At 73.7% G+C, this 15,607-nt stretch carries 10 protein-coding genes; 5 read left to right on the plus strand and 5 right to left on the minus strand.

Going from position 1 to position 15,607, the window contains the following annotated elements; genetic code table 11:
* The first annotated feature begins 6 nt into the window (after window positions 1–6).
* Entirely contained in the window at window positions 7–918 is a 912-nt protein-coding gene (locus ACU6P3_RS07355; RefSeq protein WP_447196416.1) for a pseudouridine-5'-phosphate glycosidase, read from the plus strand.
* 191 nt (window positions 919–1,109) lie between these two features.
* A complete protein-coding gene (locus ACU6P3_RS07360; protein WP_447197795.1) occupies window positions 1,110–2,012 on the plus strand; it encodes a carbohydrate kinase family protein in 903 nt (300 codons plus the stop codon).
* Window positions 2,013–2,039: 27 nt separating this feature from the next.
* Here ACU6P3_RS07360 and ACU6P3_RS07365 read toward each other — a convergent pair whose 3' ends face one another.
* The 3 genes from ACU6P3_RS07365 to ACU6P3_RS07375 all read right to left on the minus strand — a co-directional run bounded on the left by ACU6P3_RS07365 (window position 2,040) and on the right by ACU6P3_RS07375 (window position 6,630).
* A complete protein-coding gene (locus tag ACU6P3_RS07365) occupies window positions 2,040–2,684 on the minus strand; it encodes a nucleoside/nucleotide kinase family protein (protein WP_447196417.1) in 645 nt (214 codons plus the stop codon).
* 103 nt (window positions 2,685–2,787) lie between these two features.
* On the minus strand, window positions 2,788–5,463 hold the full coding sequence (locus ACU6P3_RS07370) for an ATP-binding SpoIIE family protein phosphatase (protein ID WP_447196418.1): 2,676 nt from the start codon (window positions 5,461–5,463) through the stop codon (window positions 2,788–2,790).
* A 438-nt stretch (window positions 5,464–5,901) separates the two neighbouring features.
* Window positions 5,902–6,630, minus strand: a complete 729-nt coding sequence (locus ACU6P3_RS07375) for a winged helix-turn-helix transcriptional regulator (RefSeq protein WP_447196419.1) — start codon at window positions 6,628–6,630, stop codon at window positions 5,902–5,904.
* Between the two features lie 84 nt (window positions 6,631–6,714).
* Between ACU6P3_RS07375 and ACU6P3_RS07380 the strand changes: the two genes are divergently transcribed.
* Window positions 6,715–7,926, plus strand: coding sequence for a pyridoxal phosphate-dependent aminotransferase (locus tag ACU6P3_RS07380; protein ID WP_447196420.1), 1,212 nt, complete (start codon window positions 6,715–6,717; stop codon window positions 7,924–7,926).
* Between the two features lie 82 nt (window positions 7,927–8,008).
* Here the strand turns inward: ACU6P3_RS07380 and ACU6P3_RS07385 are convergent, their stop codons facing one another.
* A complete protein-coding gene (locus ACU6P3_RS07385; protein WP_447196421.1) occupies window positions 8,009–9,358 on the minus strand; it encodes a cytochrome P450 family protein in 1,350 nt (449 codons plus the stop codon).
* A gap of 314 nt (window positions 9,359–9,672) precedes the next feature.
* Between ACU6P3_RS07385 and ACU6P3_RS07390 the strand changes: the two genes are divergently transcribed.
* Window positions 9,673–10,818, plus strand: coding sequence for a S1 family peptidase (locus tag ACU6P3_RS07390; RefSeq protein ID WP_447196422.1), 1,146 nt, complete (start codon window positions 9,673–9,675; stop codon window positions 10,816–10,818).
* 370 nt (window positions 10,819–11,188) lie between these two features.
* Window positions 11,189–12,838, plus strand: a complete 1,650-nt coding sequence (locus ACU6P3_RS07395; RefSeq protein WP_447197796.1) for a translation initiation factor 2 — start codon at window positions 11,189–11,191, stop codon at window positions 12,836–12,838.
* Between the two features lie 135 nt (window positions 12,839–12,973).
* On the opposite strand, the gene ACU6P3_RS07400 is transcribed toward ACU6P3_RS07395, so the two are convergent.
* Window positions 12,974–15,580 carry an NB-ARC domain-containing protein gene (locus ACU6P3_RS07400; protein ID WP_447196423.1) on the minus strand — a complete coding sequence of 869 codons (2,607 nt, stop codon included), beginning with the start codon at window positions 15,578–15,580 and terminating at the stop codon, window positions 12,974–12,976.
* Between the last annotated feature and the right edge of the window lie 27 nt (window positions 15,581–15,607).

Consider the following 15,607-nt stretch of genomic DNA (forward strand, 5'->3'; position numbering starts at 1 on the left):
GGGGACATGCCAGACACCACGACAGTGCAACTGTCCCCCGACGTCCGGGAGGCGCTCGCCGCGCGTCGCCCCGTGGTCGCGCTGGAGTCGACGATCATCGCGCACGGACTGCCTCGCCCGCGCAATCTGGCCGTCGCCGAAGAACTGGAGGGCATCGTACGGTCCGCGGGCGCCGTCCCCGCGACCGTGGCCGTGCTCGACGGTCGGCCACATGTGGGCCTGAGCGGCGAGCAGTTGGAGCGGGTGGCCCGGGACGACTCCGTACGGAAGCTGGGGCAGCGCGACCTCGCGCCGGCTCTCGCACTGCGCGCGAGCGGCGCGACCACGGTGTCCGCCACGGCGTTCCTCGCGGCGCGGGCCGGGATCCGCGTCTTCGCGACGGGCGGGTTGGGCGGGGTGCACCGGGGCTGGACCGAGACGCAGGACGAGTCGGCCGATCTGCGACTGCTCGCCAGGACCCGGATCACGGTGGTGTGCGCGGGCGTCAAGTCGATCCTCGACGTACCGGCGACGCTCCAGCGGCTGGAGACCCTGGGCGTGGGTGTCCTCGGCTACGGCACGGACCGCTTTCCCGGTTTCTACCTCGCCTCGTCCGGTGAGCCCGTCGACTGGACGGTCCGTACGCCCGAGGAGGTGGCGGCGGTGATCGGCGCGCGGGACGCGCTGGGCGGACCGGCGGCGGCCCTGCTGGTGGCCAATCCCGTGCCCGAGTCGGAGCAGTTGGACCCGGACCTGCACGACCGGGTGCTCGGGGAGGCACTGGCGGAGTGCCGGGAGCGGGGCGTCGGGGGCCAGGCCGTCACGCCGTTCCTGCTGGATCAGTTGACGCGACGGACGGGCGGCGCGTCGTTGGAGGCCAACCTGGCGGCGGTGCGCGGCAACGTCCGGCTCGCGGCCCGGATCGCGGCGGCTCTGTGAGGCACGGAGGCGGACCGGCGGCAGCGCCCGCCCGCCCCGGGCCCCGGCCCGACGTACCGCGCCCCGCCCTACCGCGTACCCCTGCGTCTCCTGCCGGCACATCGTCTGCCCGTTTGTCGCGTGACGGCACATCGCGCGCCGATCCGCCGCGTACCGATCCACGGCCCGCCGACGGCCGCGCGGGCTCCGGGGTGGGCGCGCTCCTGGTGATCGGGGATGTGATCACGGACGTGGTCGCGCGCTTCGCCACCCCGCCGGCCCACGGCACGGACACGGCCGCCGAGATCCGTACACTGCCGGGCGGCGCCGGGGCCAACGCGGCCTGCTGGGCCGCCCACAGCGGGTGCGCGGACGTGCGACTGCTGGCGGGCGTGGGGGCGGACGCCCGGGACTGGCACGCGGAACGGCTGCGGCGAGCGGGGGTACGGGCCCGCCTCGTCGTCGACCCCCACGCCCCGACCGGCACGGTGATCTGCCTGGTCGACGCCTCGGCCGAGCGCACTCTGCTGACCGACAGCGGCGCCGCGCTGCGCCTGTCGCCCGCCGACTGGTCGCCCTCCCTGCTGGACGGGGCCGGCCGGCTGCACCTGTCCGGCTACCTCTTCTTCACCGGTTCCAGCCGGCGGCTCGCCCTCGTCGCCATGGAGGCCGCTCGGGAACGCGGTGTTCCGGTGAGTGTGGATCCCGCCTCGGCCGGCTTCCTCGGACGGCTCGGCCCGCACCGTTTCCTGACCGCTGTGGCGGGCGCGGAGACGCTGCTGCCCAACGCGGACGAGGCCCGGCTCCTCACCGGCCTGCCGGACGCGGCGCGGGCCGCCGCCGAACTGAGCCGACGGGTACCACTGGTCGTGGTCACCCTGGGCGCCGCCGGGGCGCTGGTGGCGGCGGAGGGCGAGGTGACGGCCCGGGTCCCGGCGCCACCGGCCCGTGCCGTGGACGCCACGGGCGCGGGCGACGCCTTCACCGGCGCCTTCCTCGCCGCCCGGCTGGCGGGTGCGGAACCGGCCGCCGCGGCGGCGGAGGGCTGCCGCGCGGGCGCCGTCGCGGTCACGCTGCCGGGCGGCCGGCCGGAGCCCGGTCGGCGCACCGCGTGACACGGGAGGCCGCCATCGCCATCGCCGTCATGCCTGTGCGAGCCCGCCCCAGGCCGGGTGGCGGGGATCGTCGGTCCGCACTACCACGTCGGCCGTGTCCGCGGGGGCCACCTCGTCCTCGTACCGCGCGAAGGCGGGCAGCGTCCAGCGGGCGCCCTCCTCGGTACGGCGCCGGAGCGCGGCCGGCGACAGGCGCAGGTGCACCGTGAAGTCGAAGGGGAACCAGTGCCCCAGCAGCAGTGGACCGTGCAGGAGCAGGACACCGCCGGGGGCCAGTGCGCGGCGGGGACTGCGGGTGGCGCGGTCGGTGGCCGGATCCCACAGGTCGGGCAGCACGCGCCCCGTTCCGTCCGGCTCCAGCGGGGTGAAGACCTCCCGCCAGAGTGCCCCGGTGTCGAACCAGCCGCTGTAATACGTCTCCGGGTCCTCGCGCCCGTACTCGTACCGCAGCGAGGCGGGCCGCAGAAAGTCTTCCGCGCCGACCACCAGCACCGCCCGGCCACGGACGCGCAGCGCCTCCGCGAGCGCGCGGGCCCGCTCCCCGGGTGCGGCGGCCGGTGCCCCGTCGACGGCGACGCGCAGCCAAGGGCCGCCGTCCGCCGTCTCGGTCCGCGTGATCCGACCGGCCAGGGCCTCGGTCAGCCGGTCCCACGTGATCGCTTCAAGTCGCATCCGTTCATCATCGTGCAGCCGTACGGAGGGAGGTCCGAGAGACGGAGCCCGTCGTCAAAGAGACGAACCTCGTCGTACGGGACGACGTCCCGGCCGCCCCGGGTCACAGCGCGGCCGACAAGAGAGCCGGCTCGCCCACCGGCAGCGTCTGCTCCGCCCAGATCGTCTTCCCGCCGACACCCTGCCGTGTGCCCCAGCTCCGGGTCAGCTGGGCCACGAGCAGCAAGCCGCGGCCTCCCTCGTCGAACACCCGGGCCCGGCGGAGGTGCGGCGCGGTGTTGCTGCCGTCGGAGACCTCGCAGATGAGGTTGCGGTCATGGATCAGCCGGAGCTGGATGGGCGCGCTGGCGTACCGGATGGCGTTCGTGACCAACTCGCTGACGACGAGTTCCGTGGTGAAGACGGCCTCGTCCAGCCCCCAGGCCGCCAGCTGGTCGGAAACGTTTCCGCGGGCCCGGGCCACCACCGCCGGATCGCGGGCCAGCTCCCAGGTCACCACCTGGCTCGCGTCGAGCGCGCGGGTACGGGCCAACAGCAGGGCGACGTCGTCGGCGGGGCGGGCGGGGAGCACCGTTTCGAGGACCGTGTCACAGAGCTCCTCCAGCGACGCGGCCGGCCGGGCCAACGCCTCGCGCAGCGCGGTCATCGTGTCGTCGGGTCCGCGCTCCCGCGAGTCGATCAGGCCATTGGTGTAGAGGGCGAGCAGGCTGCCTTCCGGAAGCTGGATCTCGGCGGTCTCGAACGGCAGGTTGCCGAGGCCGAGCGGGGGGCCGGCGGGCAGGTCGACGAACTCGGCATCGCCGTCGGGCCTGACCAGCACCGGCTGCGGATGTCCGGCACGGGCCAGGGAACACTTCCGGGAGACCGGGTCGTAGACCGCGTACAGGCAGGTGGCGCCGACATCGCCGGTGGTCTCCGCCGCGGCGCTCTCGGGGCTCGCGGCGTACTCGGCGCTTGCTGAACTTCCGCTGCTTCCGCTGCTTCGAGTGCTTCCGGTGCCTCCGCTGCTCCCGGCGCTCGCGGCGCTCGCGGCGTCCTCCCCGTCGGCGCCGCTCCGGCCGTTCGGCGCGTTCGGCGCGTCCGCTTCCTCGGCGGACACGCGGTTGACGAGGTCGTCGAGGTGGGTGAGCAGTTCGTCCGGGGGCAGGTCGACATCGGCCAGGGTCCGTACCGCCGTCCGCAGCCTGCCCATCGTGGCCGACGCCTGGAGGCCGTGGCCCACGACATCGCCCACCACCAGCGCGACGCGCGAACTCGACAGCGGAATCACGTCGAACCAGTCACCGCCCACACCGGCCCCCGAACCGGCCGGCAGATAGCGGAACGCGGCCTCGACCGCCGCATGCTGGGGCAACACCCTCGGCAGGAGGCTGCGTTGCAGAGTCAGCGCCGTGTCGCGCTCACGCGTATAACGGCGGGCGTTGTCGATGCAGACGGCCGCCCGTGCCGTGAGGTCCTCGGCCATGAGCAGGTCGTCCGGCTCGAACGGCTCGGGGGTACGGTGCCGCGAGAACGTGGCCGCACCGAGGGTGGTGCCCCGCGCGAGCAGCGGAACGGCCATCGTCGAATGAAAGCCGAACTTCCGTACGCTCCGCGACCGTTCCGGCGCTTGGGCCGCCCATTGACCGATACTGGGGTCCGTGACCCGGTTCATGATCCCGCGCTGTAGGAGCAGGCACTCGGCGGCCGGCGAGAAATCGGGATAGAAGTCCGTCTCCCCGATGGGCACGACCGCCTCCGGGCAGCCTTCCAGCACCGACCGGCAGGCGACGCGCCGGAGCATGACGTGGCCGGACAGCGGTCCGTCGGGCGGTTCGCCGCCGGTGCTGACGGTGGGGAGCAGATCGACGGTGACGAAGTCCGCGATCACCGGGACGGCGAAGTCGGCCAGTTCCTGCGCGGTGCGCACGATGTCGAGCGTGCTTCCGATACGTGTGCTCGCCTCGCTGACCAGGCGCAGACGACGGCGGGCGGTGTACTGCCGGGTCATGTCGTGGCCCGAGAGGATCACGCCCCGTACCCGGCCGTCGTCCTCGCCGCGCAGCGGGGCCAGGGAGACCGCCCAGGCCGACGCCCGGTCATGGCCCACGAGCCGGATGGGGAATTCGACGTACTGTGTCTCGCCCGACTCAAGGGCGCGCCGCATCCGCCGTTCCACCTCGTAGCCGTACGGGCCCCGCACGATCTCGGGCAGCCGGAGTCCGCGGATGTCGTCCTCGGCCAGGCCGAGGACCCGCTCCATGTCGTCGTTGACCCGCCGCAGCCGGAGTTGTTCGTCGTAGAGCGCCATCGTGCACGGGGAGCCCACGAAGCCCTTTCTGATCAGGTCGTCATCGCCTCTGACCGGCGCCCCACCGGTCAGAGGCGAGACAATCAGCCATTCATGAGCGACCCTGTCGGCCGGACCACCGCTTTCCGGCCCGGTCCCGGCGGCCCCGTCGGCCCCTGTCGTGCAATCGCCGCCGGCGCGGTCATCACGGCCGTCGTCACCACGGCCGTCGTCACCGTGCCCCGTGTCGATGGGATCGCCGTCGGCGCGCGCGCCGAAGTGCGCCAGCAACCGGACCTCGACGGGGGTGCCGTCCCGATGCAGCAGGGTCACCGTCCCGTGCCATCTACGTCGCTCCTCCGCCGGGCGGCGCTCCTCCACGGTGGGCGCCTTCCCCGCCAGCAGGACGGCGGCGGGCCGCCCCAGGATCTCCGAGGACTCGTAGCCGAGCAGGCTCCGCGCGCCCTCGCCCCATCCGGTCACAACGCCCCGCGCGTCCACGGTGGCCATGGCCGTGGACACCTCTCCGACAGGGCCACCGGGGTCTCCCCCGCTCATCGGCTCCTGGGGCCCCGGATGACCTTCCGGCTCGAAGCAGCCGTGCGGGCCGTGGCAGTCGCTCGACCCGTTCGAGCCGTTCGAGCCGTTCGAGCCGTTCGACCTACCCGGGCTGTCCGAGCCGCCGGATCCGTTCGAGCTGGTCAGCTCCTCCGACCGGATGGACCGAGAGTCCCCTGCGGTGTCCGGTCGCCTCATCGTCCCTCATCTCACCCTGCCGGGGGCCGGCCACCGAGGCGCTGTGATCACGACCCGGCGGACCGTCGCGGAACCGTCAGCACATACTGACGTCTTCAAGTATGACATCCGTCACAAAAACCCTATTCCCTCCCGACCGCCCCCCTGCGCGCCCGCCCTGTTGCCATCCATCACCACGCCACCCCGTCGCCCTCACTCCCCCCGCAGCAGCTTGGCGAGCACCCCCTCCCCCGTCACCTCGATCAGGCCGTCCCGCACGCCGTCCGGCACGCTCAACGAGCCCCCGGCCAGCGCGCGGCAGGTGTCGGCGTCCAGCGCGAGCCGGGCGTCGGGCCGCTCGACGGGACCCTCCCCGTACACCGGACCGCCACCACCGAGCCGTACATGGAACGCCCCCTCGTCCAGAACGACCTCCACCACCCCCTCATAGCCCCCGCCGGTCGCCGCGTCGCTCCACTCGACGCCCTCCAGGCCGGGCCGCTCTGGCCGCCCACACCCGGACCGGACCGACGGCCCCGACAGACCGGCCGACAACTCGCCCAGAACGGGGAGCAGCGGCACGGCGAACCAGTGGGCCCGCACGGCATCGGTGGGCCGGCGCTCCGCGAGCTCCGGGGCGCCCCACTCCGCGAGGGCGGTGAGAACCGGCAGCAGATCCCGCCCTCGCCCCGTCAGCTCGTACACGGACGCGGCGGCGGGCGGCGGCAGCCGACGGCGCGTGACCAGATCGTCACGCTCCATGTCCTTCAGGCGCGAGGCGAGCACGTCCGTGCTCACACCGGGCAGGTCGGCGTGCAGGTCGGTGTAGCGACGGGGGCCCGCGAGGAGCTCCCGGACGATCAGGAGGGTCCAGCGGTCACCCACGGCATCCAGGGCACGGGCGGCGGCACAGTACTGGTCGTAGCTTCGGCGGCGTGGCATGCGACGCAGTGTAGACATGTTGTTGGACTTTCCAAGCTCGCACTTGGTAAAACCAAGTATCGCATCGAATCTGGGAGGGCACGCATGGAGTTCCGGCAGTCGAGCAAGCTCAGTGAGGTCTGCTACGAGATCCGCGGCCCGGTGATCGAGCAGGCCGACGCGCTGGAGGAGGCGGGCCACAGCGTGCTGCGCCTGAACACCGGGAATCCCGCGCTCTTCGGGTTCGAGGCGCCGGAGGAGATCGTCCAGGACATGATCCGGATGCTTCCGCAGGCCCACGGCTACTCGGACTCACGCGGCATCCTCTCCGCGCGCCGCGCCGTCGCACAGCGTTACCAGACGCTCGGTCTGCCGGATGTCACCGTCGACGACGTCTTCCTGGGCAACGGCGTCTCGGAACTGGTCTCCATGGCCGTCCAGGCTCTCCTGGAGGACGGTGACGAGGTGCTGATCCCGGCGCCGGACTTCCCGCTCTGGACAGCGGTCACCACGCTGGCCGGGGGCCGGCCCGTGCACTATCTCTGCGACGAGGCGGCGGAGTGGTACCCGGACCTGGCCGACATGGCCTCGAAGATCACGGACCGGACGAAGGCCGTCGTGATCATCAACCCCAACAACCCCACGGGCGCGGTCTACCCACGTGAGATCGTCGAGGGCATCCTGGACCTCGCCCGCCGCCACCAGCTCATGGTCTTCGCCGACGAGATCTACGACCAGATCGTCTACGACGACGCGGTCCACCACAGCGCCGCCGCCCTCGCCCCCGACCTGGTCGTCCTCACCTTCAGCGGCCTCTCGAAGACGTACCGGGTGGCCGGTTTCCGCTCCGGCTGGCTGGTCGTCACGGGCCCCACACAGCATGCGCGCAGCTACTTGGAGGGGCTGACGATGCTCGCCTCGATGCGCCTGTGCCCCAACGCGCCCGCACAGTACGCCATTCAGGCCGCGCTCGGCGGCCGCCAGTCCATCCGGGAGCTCACCGCCCCCGGAGGCAGGCTGTACGAGCAGCGCAACCGCGCCTGGGAGAAGCTCAACGAGATCCCCGGAGTCTCCTGCGTGAAGCCGAAGGGCGCGCTGTACGCGTTCCCCCGCATCGACCCGGCTGTGCACCGGATCCACGACGACGAGCGGTTCGTCCTGGACCTCCTGCTGCGCGAGAAGATCCAGGTCGTCCAGGGCACCGGCTTCAACTGGCCGCGCCCCGACCACTTCCGCATCCTGACACTGCCGTACGCGGACGATCTCGACGCGGCGATCAGCCGCATCGGCCGTTTCCTGAGCGGGTACCGCCAGTAGCCACGAGGCCGGGGGCGGGCGGGGACGAATCGCGAGGGGCCGTGGGCCGCGACCCCACCGCGTCACGGGCCGGAAGGCCCCGTCAGTACCGTACGGGCAGCGCGAGCAGTCCCCGGGCCCGGGTCGAGGGCCGCCGGCGCAGTTCCTCGTACGGCACGTCGAGTTCCAGCCGCGGGAACCGCTCCAGCAACGCGGTGAGCGCCACCTCGGTCTCCAGTCGGGCGAGCGGCGCGCCCAGGCAGTAGTGGATGCCGTGGCCGAGGGCGACATGGCCGGAGGCGTCGCGGTCGAGATCGAGCCGGTCGGCGTCGGGGAAGCGCTCGGGGTCGCGGTTGGCGGCGGCGAGGGACAGCATGACGGTCTCGCCCGCCGGTACGGTCGCCCCGCCGATCACCACGTCCTCGACCGGGAAGCGACGGATCGCCAGCAGCGCGGGGCCCTCGTACCGCGCGAACTCGGCGACCGCCGCACCCGCCCTGCCGGGGTCCGCCCGCAGTGCCGCCATCTGGTCCGGGTGCCGCAGCAGCGCGAGGACGGAGTTGCCGATCAGCTGGACGGCGTTCTCGTACCCGGCGAAGAGGATCAGGAAGGCCAGGGACATCAACTCGTCCTCACCGAGCCCGTCCGCCGCACCGCCGGCGCCTGCCCCGGCCCATTCGTCACCGCCGTCATCGCCTTCTCCGCCGTCACCACCCGCTCCGGCGTCACCGTCGTCCCCGGCGTCGTCGCGCACCGCGATCAGCGCGGAGAGCAGGTCGTCGCCGGGTTCGGCGCGCTTGGTGGCGAGGAGTCCCGTGAAGAAGGCGAGCATGTCGCGGACGGCCTCCTTCGCGCGCCCGGGCCTGCTCGGATCGGGTGCGACCAGGGCATCGGTCCACTCGCGGAAGTCGCGCCGGTCCTCCGGCGGTACGCCCAGCAGCTCACAGATGACGACGATCGGCAGCGGAGCGGCGTACGAGGCGATCAGATCGGCACGCCCGGCGGGCAGGGCGTCCAGGAGTTCGTCGGCGGTGCGCCGGACCGGCCCCCTGAGCATCTCGATCCGCCCCGGCGTGAAGGCGCGTACGACGAGACGGCGGATACGGGTGTGGTCCGGCGGGTCCATGTTGAGCAGGTTGGCGTCCAGCGCGGGCGGCAGCTGGAAGCCGTGGTAATTGCCGGGCAGGGCATGGCGCTTGTCGAGCGAGAGCCGGGGATCGGCGAGCGCCCGCCGTACGTCCTCGTACCGGGTGACGAGCCAGGCGGGCCGTCCGTCGGGGCCGACGATCCGCCGCACGGGTGCCGTCTCGCGCAGCCGTTCGTAGACAGCGTACGGATCCGCGAGCAGTTCGGCCGTCGGGTCGTACAGAGGTTGCTCTCCGACCTGCCCAGGGGCCGACGGAGAAGGCTGCGAAGGCTGCTGATGAGGCTGCCCGGAGGTCGTGGTGGCCATGGGCTCCACCCTAAACAGCGCGACGGCGAGCGGCGGTTGACGCGTGATGGCCGAGGTGACGCGCACGCGAGCGGAGCCGACCGCCTGGAGAAGCGGTACGAACGCGGGCCGAAATGGGGTCAACCACCCGAGAGCGCCGCCGTTCCGCGGTGGCCGAGGCCTCCGATGCCGCTCGAAACCGGCCGAACTCCGGGGCGTTCATGGTCTGGACCTGTCAATCTCTTGTCGCTACGCTCCCGCTGTCAGCGCCAGAGAGCGCTCTCAGGCGCTTGTCGTTCCACCCCCACATGCTGGAACAAAGAAGGGCCACCCCCTTGAGACGCTCGACCGTGATACGCACCGGCCTGTCCGCGCTCCTTCTCCTCGGCACCTGGGCGACCGCCGGCCTCGCCCCCGCCACCGCCGCCTCGCCCGCTCCTGAAGAGCCGGCCTCCGCCGCCATGCTCACCGCCATGCAGAAGGACCTCGGGCTCACGCCGAGTCAGGCCGAGGCCCGACTGGCCACCGAGAAGACGGCCACCGCCGTCGAAGGCAAGGCGCGGCGCGCCGCCGGTTCCTCGTACGGCGGATCCTGGATCAGTTCGGACAGCGGCAAGCTGACCGTCGCCGTCACCGACCGCGCGAAGGCCGACGCAGTCCGGGCCACGGGCGCGACCGTCCGCCTGGTCGAGTACAGCGCGAGCCGGCTCGACGCGGCCAAGAAGCGCATGGACGGCCTCACGGCGCCGGACGGCGTCAGCAGCTGGGGCGTCGACCCCACGTCCAACCGCGTCGTCGTGAGCGTCGTCACCGCCCAGAAGAACGACAAGGACGTCCAGGCCTTCGTCGCCAAGGCCCGCGAGGCCGGCCCGGTGACCGTCGAGGAGATCGCCGCGCCGATCCGTACCACGGCCGCGGGCACCGTCGGCGGCGACCCGTACTACACGGGGAACGTGCGCTGCTCCATCGGCTTCTCCGTCCAGGGCGGCTTCGTCACCGCCGGCCACTGCGGCTCGGTCGGCGCCTCGGTGCGGGGCTGGGACAACACCTACATCGGCAACTTCCAGGGGTCGTCCTTCCCCGAGAACGACTACGCCTGGGTCAACGTCGGCAGCGGCTGGTGGACGGTCCCGGTGGTCCTGGGCTGGGGCACCGTCCCCGACGCTCTGGTCCGCGGCTCCAACGAGGCCCCGGTCGGCGCCTCGATCTGCCGCTCCGGCTCCACGACGCACTGGCGCTGCGGTGTCGTGCAGGGCAAGAACGTGACGGTCAACTACGGCAACGGTCAACTCGTCTACCAGCTGACCCAGACCAGCGCCTGCGCCGAGCCCGGGGACTCCGGCGGCGCCTACATCAGCGGTGACCAGGCCCAGGGCGTCACCTCGGGGGCCTCTGGCAACTGCACCACCGGCGGGACGACCTTCTACCAGCCGATCAACGAGATCCTCAACCGGTACGGACTGCGGCTGCACACCGCCTGATCCGGCCGTCCGGCCCCGCCCTTCCCGCCCTTCCCTCCCTGTCCTCCGTACGGGCCGGGCGGGGAAGGGCACCGGGAACAGGGAGCAACCGGGGTACGCCGGGCCCGCCCCGCCACCGGTGCTCGCCGGTGCGGCCGTCCGCGTACGCCGGGCATCCGCGTACGATCGTCCCCATGCCGCCGGAGCCACCGAACGAGTCCGCCGCTCCCGGAGCGGGCGACGGCGCGGGCGGGGGAAAGAGCGCATCCGGCCACACGGAGCGGCGTAGAATAGACCATTGCGATGGCAGCGGGCAGCGGGCAGCGGGCAGCGGGCAGCGGGCAGCGGGCAGCGGGCAGCGGGCAGCGGGCAGCGGGCAGCGGAGCTTTCCGTGCTGTACGCCGTACGCTCGGCGACCGCGCTGAACCGCCTCCTCGACACCCTCCCCGTCTTCTCCGGTGACGACCGGATCCGGCCGGTCTTCACACTCGTCCCCGGATCCGACTTCGGCACCGACGCCCTTGCCGCGCTCGATGAGGCCGGTGCCCGGACGATTCCCTGGTCCACCGCCGTACGCACCGAGCACGCGCTCGTCGTCGCGGCCAGTCCCAACGGCCCGCTGCACGAGCTGCGCGGTCCGCTCGTGCTGCTGCCGCACGGCGCCGGGTTCAACAAGCGGCTGCCCGACGCCTCGGACGACGACTCCGCGTCCGGTCTGCATCCCCGGCAGCTCCTGCGCGACGGCGAGCCGCTGGCCGCGCTGCACGCGCTCGCCCACCCCGGCCAACTGACCCGGCTGGCACGCGAGTCACGGGCCGTGGCGGCCCGGGCGAGGGTCGTCGGGGATCCGACGCTGGACCGGATGCTGGCGTCCCGCGGCCTCCGGGAGCGCTACCGCGACGCGTTGCGCACCGGCGGGCGGCGGCTCGTGGCCGTGGTGTCGACCTGGGGGCCGGAATCGCTGATGGTCCGCCGGCCCGGGCTGCCGGCGCGGCTGACCGCGGAACTCCCTCACGACGCCTACCAGGTGGCGCTCGTCGTCCACCCCAACGTCCACAGCGAGCTCGGCGCGTTCGAGCTGCGCCGACGGCTCCGTCCCGCGCTGGACGCCGGGCTGCTGCTCCCCCGGCCGTACGAGGAGTGGGCCGCGGTCCTCACAGCGGCGGACTGCGTCCTGACGGACCACGGGTCCGCCGCCCTGTACGCGGCGGCGCTGGACCGGCCCCTGATCGGCTGCTACGAGGGCGGCACGGAGCTGGTCCCCGCCAGCCCCATGGCCGGTCTTCTGGCGCACGTGCCACGGCTGACGGCCGACGCGGCGCTCGGCAGGCAGGTCGACGCCGCCGTCGCGGCATACCGGCCCGGTGACACCCGGGCGGTGGCGGACACGGCCTTCGCCGAGCGGGACCGGGCCCTGGAGCGTCTGCGGGCCCACTGTTACCGGCTGCTCGGCCTCGAACCGCCGGCCGGCGCCGTCACCGCCCGGCCCCTCCCCCTGCCCCGCGTCACCGGCGAGCGGCCGACGGCGCTCGCGGCGCTCACCGAGGTGCGCGGCACCACGGTCTCGGTCGCGCGGTACCCCCTGTCCCGCGGTCCGCACGGCGGCCACACGGTCGCCGAGTACGGACTCTCGTCCGTGAACGAGACGCGTGCCGCCGGGCTGCTCGTCCGCCGCGCGCGGCCCGCCACCGGCCCGGAGCCGCACGCGAGGGACGCCTTCTGGACGGCGGGCGGCTGGACGACGTCTGTCCTGGAGGAATACCCGGGCTGCCGTACGGCGGCGGCCGTCCTCACCCATGACCACGGTGTGCTCAGGCGTGCGGGGCACCGGGAGGCGCTGTCCGTACGGCTCGCGGCCCACGCGTCCCCGGAGCCGTGGGTCCGTCCCGATCCCGCCGCCGTGCTGTCCTGTGTCCACGCCTGGCTGGAGGCGAACGAGACCCCGGCGCTGCCCGTCTCCCTCGACTGCCTGGTGGGCGGCCGACGGACGACCGTCCTGCTGGCGTACGCGACCGAGACGGAGACGCACGCCGAGCTGTGACCCACCGCGCCAGGGCCGGGAACGGCCCCTACCGGTCCGCCGGTACCGGTCCGTGCTCCGCGCGGCGGCAGGCCGGCCCGGAGCTCCCGTCGCCGCGGGGACGCCCGCCGTGGCCCACGGACCGCGAACCGGGGCTCAGGCGTCGGGTGCCGCCGCCACGCCCGCACTCTGCCGCAGTTCACGGGCGCGGGTGCGGTGCTCCCGCGCCGTCGCCCTGTCGTCCCGCTCTTCGGCGAGGTCCGCCAGTTCCTCGTGCAGCGCCGCCTCGTCGTACGTGGAGCCGCGCCGCGCCTCGAGGGCGAGCGCCTCGCCCAGCACGGTGACGGCGCGGTCCACGTCGCCCGCCGCCCGGTGAACACGGCCCAGCTCGGCCGTCGCCCGTGCGGCCATCCGGTCGTGCCGCTGCTCGCGGGCCAGCCTGCACGTGGCCACCATCTCCGGCTCGGCCTCGGTCGGCCTGCCCGCTGCCCGCAGGCTCCTGCCGAGCAGGAAACCCAGGAGCAGGACACCGTACGCGTTGCCCCGCGCACGGTGGATGGCGCGTGACCGCTCGAAGTACTCGACGGCCCGGTCCGGCTCACCGCGCCAGGCGAGGAACTTCCCGCGGAACTCCAGGGCCGACGCGTGCAGGACCGTACCGGCCTCGACCGACTCCGCCGACCGCACGGCCTGCTCGGTCTCCTGGTCCGCCTCGTGCGCCCGGCCCGTCTTCCAGAGCGCCTGCGCCAGTTGGCAGCGCATCCGGATCAGCGCGTCGGGCCGTTCGCAGCGCAGCGCGGCGTCCCGGCCGAGCTCGAACGCCCTGATCGCGTCGTCGTGGTTGTGCTGGTCCTCGTAGTGCTTCCACAACGCCTCGCACAGCGCCCACGCGTGGTCGTCCTCACCCAGCTCGACCGCGATGCGCACGAATCCGTACAGCGCCTTGCGTTCCGTGTCGAGCCAGCGTCGCGCGGCTGCCCCGGACGCCTCGGGCGCCGGCCCGGACGTCCGGGACTCGAACGGCACGTCCGCTCCGTACGGCTGCTCCGGGACCGGCTCGGCCCGGCGCAGCCTGCCCTCGGCGATCGCCCGGTCGGCCCGCTCGGCCTGCCTGCGGTACCAGACGAGGAGCCGGCGCAGCCCCTCCCGCGGCTCGGCAGGGTCCCCGTGCCGGGCCGCGCAGCGAGCGGCGTGCGCGCGCAGCAGGCCCCGCAGGACCGACCGTCCGGGCCCGCGTGGCGGGGAGGGGGACGGGGACAGCAGCCCGGCGGCCGTCAGGTCGTCGAGCGCGTCGGCCGCCTCGTCCACGTCGGTCCCGATCAGCGCGGCGGCGGCCTCGGGCGTGATGTCGTAGCCCGGATGGTCCGGCAACAGCCGGTAGAGCCGGGCGGCGGGCGCGGCGAGCCCGCCGTAGGTGGCGTTCCACACCGCTTCCACCACGGGCAGTCCCCTCTGTTCGAGCTGCGCGGCCAGGTCCGCCGCCAGCCGCTCCGCACGCCGTCCCGGGCGCTCGTACAGCAGTGTCCCGGCCGCCCGCAGTGCGACGGGGAACCCGTCGCAGACCCGGGCGAGCCTGGTCAGCGACCGGTCCGGCTCGTCGGGCCGCACGGGGGCGGTGATCCTGCGGAGCAGTTCCATGCCGTGCTCGTGGGAGAGCGGCCCGAGGGCGAGCCCGAGGGCGCCGCGCGCCTCCAGGGCGGGCAGCCGCTCCCGGGCCGCGATCAGCACGACCGATTCGGCCGAGACCGGCAGCAGAGTGGTGATCTCGTCGGCGGACCAGGCGTTGTCGAGGACCAGCGCCAGGCGCGCTCCCTGGGTCCTCTCCTCGTACAGCCGCACCAGCCGCCGGTACTCCGCGGGGATCCAGCTCTCGGCCACCCCGAGCCGGCTCAGCAGGTGTTTCAGTACGGCGGCGAGGTCGAGGGAGCCGGCCGTCCGCCATTCGTCGAGGTCGACGTAGCGGGTCCGGAAACGGGGCTTGAGCTCATGGGCGAGCCGGACGGCCAGGGCGGTCTTGCCGATGCCGCTCACCCCGCTGAACACGACCGTCAGCGGGCGGGTCGGCGGACTCGACCGCTGCCTCTCCTCAAGGGTGCGCAGGACCGCCTCGCGCTCCGTGTCCCTGTTCTCGAACGGCTCTTCTTCCAGCGGCAGTTGATGTTCGAGAACGGCGATCGCCCCGGCGAGCCCGGTCCGCCCGGCGAGCTCGGCCCGCCCGGCGGTCGCGCCGCCCGACGCCGGGCCGCCCCGGCCGGCCGCGCCGACCGGCTCCGCGAGACGGTCCGGGCCGTACGCGTCGGGGGAACCGTGGAAGTGCAGGTGCTGGGTGAGGCTGCCGATCTCTCCCGCCTGGACGGCCGACCTCGCACGTACCTCACCGCCGAACGCCGTGCCGATGCGGGGGCCGGTGGGGCCGCTCGGGGCCCGGCCGGCCGGGTCGTCGTCGGGGCCGTGATCCAACTCGGCCAGCAGAGCGCTCAGTTCACCGGCGGCCGCCGGGTCGGCGCGCAGCGCGCGGCGCAGCCGGTTCCGCCACTCGGCCTGCAGCCCTTCGGCCGTCTCCTCGTCGTCATCCCGTCGCGCGGCGGTCAGTTCGCCCTGTGCCGTCTCCAGGTCGGACTCGATCGACTCCGGGCTCGCCGCCCCACGCCTGGCGAGGAACCGCGTCATCCGCTCACGCGCCCCGGCCCAGCCGTCCGTCGCCATCTGCTGGACGAGCGCCGTCGCGCCCGCCGTCGCCAGCGCCACCAACTCGGCTTCCACCGGGCCCCCTTCGACCGCTGATCGTTG

The sequence above is a fragment of the Streptomyces hebeiensis genome (genome assembly GCF_052983195.1).